Annotated in this window: 7 protein-coding genes; 4 read left to right on the top strand and 3 right to left on the bottom strand. The window is 65.2% G+C overall.

What is annotated here, in order from left to right:
* From GJ693_RS12625 to GJ693_RS12610, 4 genes are all read left to right on the top strand, one after another.
* On the top strand, window positions 1-689 hold a 689-nt coding region (locus GJ693_RS12625), incomplete at its 5' end, for a M48 family metallopeptidase (RefSeq protein WP_156256647.1).
* Between the two features lie 112 nt (window positions 690-801).
* Window positions 802-2,511 (top strand): PEPxxWA-CTERM sorting domain-containing protein, encoded by a 1,710-nt coding sequence (locus tag GJ693_RS12620; protein ID WP_156256646.1) that lies wholly within the window; start codon window positions 802-804, stop codon window positions 2,509-2,511.
* A gap of 74 nt (window positions 2,512-2,585) precedes the next feature.
* The gene (locus GJ693_RS12615; RefSeq protein WP_156256645.1) at window positions 2,586-2,966 is read left to right on the top strand and encodes a hypothetical protein; all 381 of its coding nucleotides are present in this window, start codon (window positions 2,586-2,588) and stop codon (window positions 2,964-2,966) included.
* Between the two features lie 6 nt (window positions 2,967-2,972).
* On the top strand, window positions 2,973-3,326 hold the full coding sequence (locus GJ693_RS12610; protein ID WP_156256644.1) for a hypothetical protein: 354 nt from the start codon (window positions 2,973-2,975) through the stop codon (window positions 3,324-3,326).
* A gap of 6 nt (window positions 3,327-3,332) precedes the next feature.
* Here GJ693_RS12610 and GJ693_RS12605 read toward each other — a convergent pair whose 3' ends face one another.
* The 3 genes from GJ693_RS12605 to GJ693_RS12595 all read right to left on the bottom strand — a co-directional run.
* The gene (locus tag GJ693_RS12605; RefSeq protein WP_156256643.1) at window positions 3,333-5,138 is read right to left on the bottom strand and encodes a M2 family metallopeptidase; all 1,806 of its coding nucleotides are present in this window, start codon (window positions 5,136-5,138) and stop codon (window positions 3,333-3,335) included.
* A 15-nt stretch (window positions 5,139-5,153) separates the two neighbouring features.
* Window positions 5,154-5,906, bottom strand: a complete 753-nt coding sequence (locus tag GJ693_RS12600; RefSeq protein ID WP_156256642.1) for an alpha/beta fold hydrolase — start codon at window positions 5,904-5,906, stop codon at window positions 5,154-5,156.
* Window positions 5,906-6,597, bottom strand: a 692-nt coding sequence (locus tag GJ693_RS12595) for a DsbA family protein (protein ID WP_156256641.1), incomplete at its 5' end; no start/stop codon positions are given. The genes GJ693_RS12595 and GJ693_RS12600, both read right to left, overlap by 1 nt.

Raw genomic sequence — 6,597 nt, 5'->3', positions numbered from 1 at the left:
TTTTTTATTGCTTTGCGAGCCGTTGCCTTGCTGCGCCTATTTCGTCCGCCAGCGGCCGCATCGAGATCAGCCTGCCGGCGCGCGGCGGCGAGGCAGCAGCGGCGGACCTGCTGGCGTCCCACCACGGCTGGATCGTGGCGCAGGTGGCGAAATGGCCGGAACCGATCCCGTTTGCGCCCGATGCCGTGTTCCCGCTCGATGGCCTTCCGGTGCGCATCGACTGGCAGGCCCAGTGGCCGCGCACGCCGATGCTGGCAGGCAGTGAATTGCGCGTTGGCGGCCCGGTGTCGTTGCTGCCCGGCCGCATCGAACGCTGGCTGAAGGCGCAGGCGTTGGCCGATCTGGAGCCCGCCACCCGCCGACTTGCCGATCAGCTGGGCCGGCCCGTGGCGCGCGTGTCGGTGGGTGATGCCAGCAGCCGATGGGGCAGTTGCGCCGGTGCGCGCGGCGGCGACGGTGCCCGTGTTGCCTACAGCTGGCGATTGATCCTCGCGCCGGCCTGGGTGCGCTTTGCCATCGTCGCGCACGAGGCGGCGCACCTGGTCCACCAGGATCACAGCCCAGCCTTCCACGCCCTCAACCGCCAGCTCGATTCGCGCGCCCAGGAAGCACGGCGCTGGCTCGCCCGGCATGGCGCCGCGCTGCACTGGGTTGGCCGCCACGATGACGGAAGTCTTAAAATTCCGTAAATCATTACGGCAATCATTGACATTGTCTTAACAAAAGCGCGCACTGCAGCCTTCGTACGGTTGACTGGGGGATACTGTCAGCCGTGTTGTTGCGCTTTCAGGGGGGGTACTTATGCGTAAGATGATGCTGACGACGCTGTCGCTGACAGCGCTTCTGGTTGCCGGCGCGGCTCAGGCTCAGGTCAAGAGCTACTTCGAGTTCAAGAACCCGGTCAAAACCATTCAGGAAGATCCGCTGATTGCTGGCCCCGACCTCTTGTCGGCACCGGTGATGAACGCACCAGGTGGCCTGACCATCGGTTTCGAAGGCATCAGCCAGTTTCAGAACGCCGCCAACGGCCGCAACTTCATCCCGCCCGATACGATGGGCGCGGTGGGCACCACCCAGTTCGTCGAGTTGATCAATGGCGGCTTTGCGGTTTACAGCAAGGCCACCGGCGCGCAGCTGCAGTACAAGACCGACACGGCCTTCTGGGCCTCGGCGGGCGGCCAACAGACCAACGGCGATCCGCGCGTGATGTTCAATGCCACCATGAACCGGTGGGTGGCACTCAGCTTTGGTGCTGATGTGCGCAACATCCAGATCGCGGTGTCGGACACCGATGACGCGCTCGGCGGCTGGAAGAGCACGGTCTTCACCGGCTACGACCCCGCCACCCTGTTCCGCCCGGTTGCCGACTATCCGACGCTGGCGATGGACGCCAACGCCATCTACATCGGCACCAACAATTTCGCCGGAACCACCGCGGCTGGTGTGCAATCCTGGCGCGGCACAACGCTGAACATCATTCCGTTGGCTGATATCTTCGCCGCCGGTGGCCCGTCGGCAGCCAACGTGAAGCAATTCAACAACTATTTCAACACGCCCGGCCAGGTGAACAATTTTGCCGGCTTCGCCATTCAGGGTGTCAACAGCAAGGACGCCAGCACCACCGGCAACATCTTCACGGTGTCCGCCACCGATTATGGCGTGCAGCGCTATGATGTGCTCAATGCCGGCACGGCGGGTGCCACGCTGACGGCCGTCACCGACATTGCCACTGGCAGCTATGCCGGCCTGTGCGGCGGCACCAACTGCGCCGCGCGCCAGCCCGGCCAGGCTGGCACCGGCTCGGCAGCCACCGGCCTGCGCAACATCGACGCCCTCGATGATCGCATCAGCTCCAGCGTGTACGAAGTGAATGGCCGCATCTATGCCGTGCAGACGATCATGAAGGCCGGCAACGACCACACGCAGGTGCGCTATTACGTCATCGACTCCGCCACCAATGCCATCCTCAGCCAGGGTGAGATCGGCGACAACACCTTTGACTATTATCAGGGTTCCCTGGCGGTGAACGACAAGGGCCAGGTGGTGATCAGCTACAATCGGTCCGGCGGCATTGCCACCGGTGATGATGGCCGGATCAGCATCTTTGCCCAGGCCTTTGAAACCCGCGCCAACGGCAAGCTGGTGGCCAAGGGCGACGCGTTGCTGCTCAAGCAAAGCGTCACCGGCGGCTATCTCAATGGCAACACCGAAGCCTCGGGTGCACCGGCGGGACGTCAGCGTTGGGGCGACTACAGCCAGACCTCGCTGGACCCGCTCGACCAGAACATGTTCTGGGTGATCGGCCAGTTCGCGCGCGAAGCCAACACGCCGGCCAATGGATACCCGACCGGCACAGGTTTCTCGCGCTGGGGGACCTATATCGCTGGCCTTAGCTTTGCCGAGCTGGCCGGTGTGCCGGAACCGCAGAGCTGGATCATGATGCTGTTCGGCTTTGGCCTGGTCGGCGCCACGCTGCGCCGCAAGCAGGCGCTGGAGCAGGTTGCTGCCTGACCAGCGTCGGTTACGGCTTGTCCTGGTGCCCCGGTTCAGGCGATGATGCCAACCGGGGCCAAGGAGCCAAGCCAATGCGGATCCTCATGATGATGACAGCCCTGATCGGGGCGGCCGGTGCATCGGCTGCCCCACCGCCTCTGCAGGGCCAGTGGGGCGGCGATCGCACCATCCTGCAGTTGACCGACAAGGGCGGCCGCATCGACCAGGATTGCGCCAGCGGCGAGCTCGCCGGTCCGGTGCGTCCCGATGCCAAGGGCCGCTTCACCGCCACTGGTCGTTTCGACGAACATCAGCCCGGCCCGCAGCGCGAAGACCTGTCCGGCACACCGGCCCGCTTTGAAGGCCATATCGCCGGCAACACGCTGCACCTGGCCATCCATGCCGGCACGGCGCCGCCCGTCCACCTCACGCTGGTGGCCGGCCAGGGCGTGAAGCTGCTGCGCTGCTATTGAGACGTCATGGTTGCACCCGTTTCCATCGATTATGCGTTCGATCTGAGCTGCGAGGGCCCTTTGATGGGCACCAAGCAGCGATTCCACATCGAATTGTCGATTGATGTCAGGCAGAAGCGGTGGTGCGAGCGACCGGGGTGCGAGGTGGCTGGCCTGAAGGTGGCGGGGGATGCCGAAATCCTGCTGGTCCGCACCACGATGAAAAATGGCCAGAGCATCGAACAGCGGCTGACCTACAACCGCGGCAACGGCCGTTTCGTCAACACCACCAGCAGCGGCGGCAAGGCCAAGATTGCCGCCGGTCTGTGCGTCGAGCGGAACTTCACCCCGCTGCCGCGCGCCGCCCCACCCAAGCGCTGAGCCGGCTTACCAGCCGCACTTCTGGCCCTTGTTCTGCTGCTTCAGCCAGGCCTGCAGCGGCGCGAAATAGGCCAGCATCGCCTTGCCGCTCATCTGGTCGCTGCCGGTGAAGGCCTTCAACGCTTCCGGCCACGGTTTCGACATCCCCATTGCCAGCATCGCGTTGAGCTTGGCGCCCACCTGCTTGTCGCCATAGACCGAGCAGCGATGCAAAGGCCCGGTCCAACCCGCCTGGCGGCAGGCGGCCTCGTAAAACTGGAATTGCAGGACACGGGCCAGGAAGTATCGCGCATAGGGCGTGTTGCCCGGAATGTGGAACTTGGCACCGGGATCAAAGGCGTCGGCCGGGCGTGGGCCGGGCGGGATGATGCCCTGATACTTCAGGCGCAGATCGGTCCACGCCTTGTTGTAATCGGCAGGCCTGGTGGCGCCGGCAAACACGCCCCAGCGCCATTTGTCGACCAGCGCCGTCCACGGCATGCCCGGCACCTTTTCCATCGCCTGGCGCAGCAGCAGGCCGATATCGCGGCTGGCATCGGGAACCTTGGCGGCATCGAGCAGCCCGACCTTGACCAGATATTCCGGCGTCACGTTCAGCGCCGCCCAGTCGCCGATGGCTTCATGGAACCCGTCGTTGGCGCTGTTCAGATAGAGCAACGGCTGCGCCTTGTAGGCGCGCTGGTAATAATTATGGCCCAGCTCGTGGTGGATGGTGACGAAGTCGGTCGAGTTGACCTTGATGCACATCTTGATGCGCAGATCGTCCTTGTTGTCGATGTCCCAGGCGCTGGCGTGACAGACAACCTCGCGATCGGCCGGCTTGGTGAACAGGCTGCGCTTCCAGAACGTGTCCGGTAACGGCGCAAAGCCCAGCGAACTGTAGAAATTCTCGCCATAGCGGACCATCTTCAGCGGGTCGGCGCCCTTCGATACCAGCAGCTCGCCAATGTCATAGCCCACATCGCCGGCGCCCTTGGGCGCCACCACGTCATAAATGCCGGCCCAATCCTGCGCCCACATGTTGCCCAGCAGGTCGGCCCGGATCGGCCCGGTCCTGGCTTGCACCGCATCGCCATATTTCTGGTTCAGCTTGGCCCGCGTGTAGCAATGGAGGTCGACATAAAGCGGCTGCACCTCGGCCAGCAGGCGATCGATCAGCTTCTCGAAATCGGCGGCCGGCATGTCATAGCCGGCGCGCCACATGGCGCCAGTATCGGCAAAGCCCAGCTCCTTCGCGCCGGCATTGGCGATCTCCACCAGCCGCGCATAATCGGCGGCCATCGGCGTGCCGACCTTGTGCCAGCTCTCCCACATCTCCTTCAGCACCGCCGGGTCACGCTCGGTGCCCATCAGCGCCTCGATGTCGTTGCCCACCACCTCCTTGCCGCGCGCCGTGCCGCGGCCCTTGCCATAGGCGCTCTGCAGGCGGGTGGCGATTTCGGCCAGTTCCTTGGCCGCGCCTGGCGTGTCCGGCGCCGGCAGCACGATGGCCTGGCGCAGCAGGAACAGCTTGCGGCTGGTATCGGCGTCCAGCCCGGTGACATTGTTGAACCGCGCCGCTTGCTTGGCCAGCTTCACCTGCAACAACGTGCCCTCGGCGCCGGCATCGGCCGCCATCGCATCGGTATCGTCGGTGATATAGGTCGCATTCACCCAGGCCACCCGCTGCGCCTTGTCCGAATAGGCCGAAAGTTGCGCCTCGGCATCGGCGACGAAGGCCCTCGCCTCCGCCGCAGTCGGCTCTGCGGCCTGGGCGGCGGCAGGCAACAGCAGGGCCGCGGCGAGGGCAAGGTGCGAGATCTTCATGGTCAGCTCCCCAAGGAATATTTACAGCGGATGGCCCAGCCAGGCCGCGATGGCCGTCCCGAAATCGGGCTTGGTCACCGCGCTCATATGGTTGCCGGCGATTTCCACCAGCGCGGCATTGGGCAGTTCCAGCGCCAGCGCCGGTGCCGAGCCATTGTCGCGATCGTCCACCCCGCACAGCACCAGGCAACGCGTGTCGAGCCCGCGCAGCACGTCGATCGACGTCGAGATGAACGTGTCGAGCAACAGGCCGACGGCGGTGCCATCCACCTTGTTCTGCTTCATGAACGCCGCGGCAAAGGCCTCCGGGCTGCCGGCGGGCCAGCCATCTGGCTGCTTGACCACCTTCTTGAAGAAATCCGCCCGCGCCGTGCCGCCGATCAGACCTTCCAGGCCCATGCCGGAAATCACCGCCTTGCCGGGCCGCAACCCGCGCGCCAGCAGCCGGACCAGTGTGCGCGCGCCCATCGAATAGCCGGCGATATCAAAGTCCGTCAGGCCCAGCTGCGCGATCAGCGCCTCGATATCCATCGCCAGCACGTCAGGCGGATAGGCGGCCGGGTCATGCGGCGCGGCGCTCAGGCCGTGGGCGCGGAAATCGGGCATGATCACCCGGTAACCGGCGCTGGCGATCTCGGCCGCCGCGCCATAGCGCCGCCAGTTCATCTCGCCGCTGGAAAACAGGCCGTGCAGCAGGATGACCGGGCGGCCTTCACCAATCTCGACCACCGCAATCTCGGCGCCGTCAAACCCGCAGTAGCGGCGCGCGTCCATCACCGGCCCTTTTCGGCGCGGGCCGCGGCCACCGCCTCTTTCAGCTTTTCAAAGCCGACTGCGCCCGAAAGGATGCGATCACCGATGATATAGCTCGGTGTGCCGGTCAGCCCGAGGTTGCGGCCAAGTTCGAGGTTGCGATTGACTTCGGCCTTCAGCGCTTCGTTGCCCAGATCGGCCGACGTTTTCTGTTCCGACAGGCCCACACCCTTCACGATGCCCATGGTGCGCGCCAGGCTGACCCGACCCGGGCTTTCGAACATAGCGTTATGGAACTTCTCGTAACCGCCCTGCGTGGCCGCCGACAGGCTGGCCATGGCGGCCTCCGTGCTCGCCGGAGACAGCACCGGGAAATCACGATAGACCACCAGCAGCTTCGGATCTTCGCGCACCAGCTTCTGCACATCGGCATGGCCCTGCCGGCAATAGGGGCAGGCATAATCGAAGAACACCACCAGCTTCACATCGCCCTTGGGATTGCCGGCAATGGCACCGGGGAACGGCGTTTCGATCGCCGACCGGTTGGCCGCCAGCGCCTTGCGGGCCTCGGCCTGCTCCAGCCGGGCGACGGCTTCGGGAATGATCTCTGGGTGGCTCAGGATATAGTCGCGCACGATGGCTTCGATTTCGGCGCGGTCGGCACGCGGCGCGCCCTGCCCGGCGGCCAGCGCCGTGCCGGCCCCCACGCCAG

Source organism: Sandarakinorhabdus oryzae, assembly GCF_009733735.1.
Lineage (GTDB): Bacteria > Pseudomonadota > Alphaproteobacteria > Sphingomonadales > Sphingomonadaceae > Sandarakinorhabdus > Sandarakinorhabdus oryzae.
This window is presented reverse-complemented; position numbering and strand designations above follow the sequence as displayed.

What these genes read in the sequence shown, in the direction of transcription:
- GJ693_RS12600 (WP_156256642.1), bottom strand. Translation starts at nt 5,906, where the DNA reads ATGGACGCGCGCCGCTACTGCGGGTTTGACGGCGCCGAGATTGCGGTG.
- GJ693_RS12610 (WP_156256644.1), top strand. Translation starts at nt 2,973, where the DNA reads ATGGTTGCACCCGTTTCCATCGATTATGCGTTCGATCTGAGCTGCGAG.
- GJ693_RS12615 (WP_156256645.1), top strand. Translation starts at nt 2,586, where the DNA reads ATGCGGATCCTCATGATGATGACAGCCCTGATCGGGGCGGCCGGTGCA.
- GJ693_RS12620 (WP_156256646.1), top strand. Translation starts at nt 802, where the DNA reads ATGCGTAAGATGATGCTGACGACGCTGTCGCTGACAGCGCTTCTGGTT.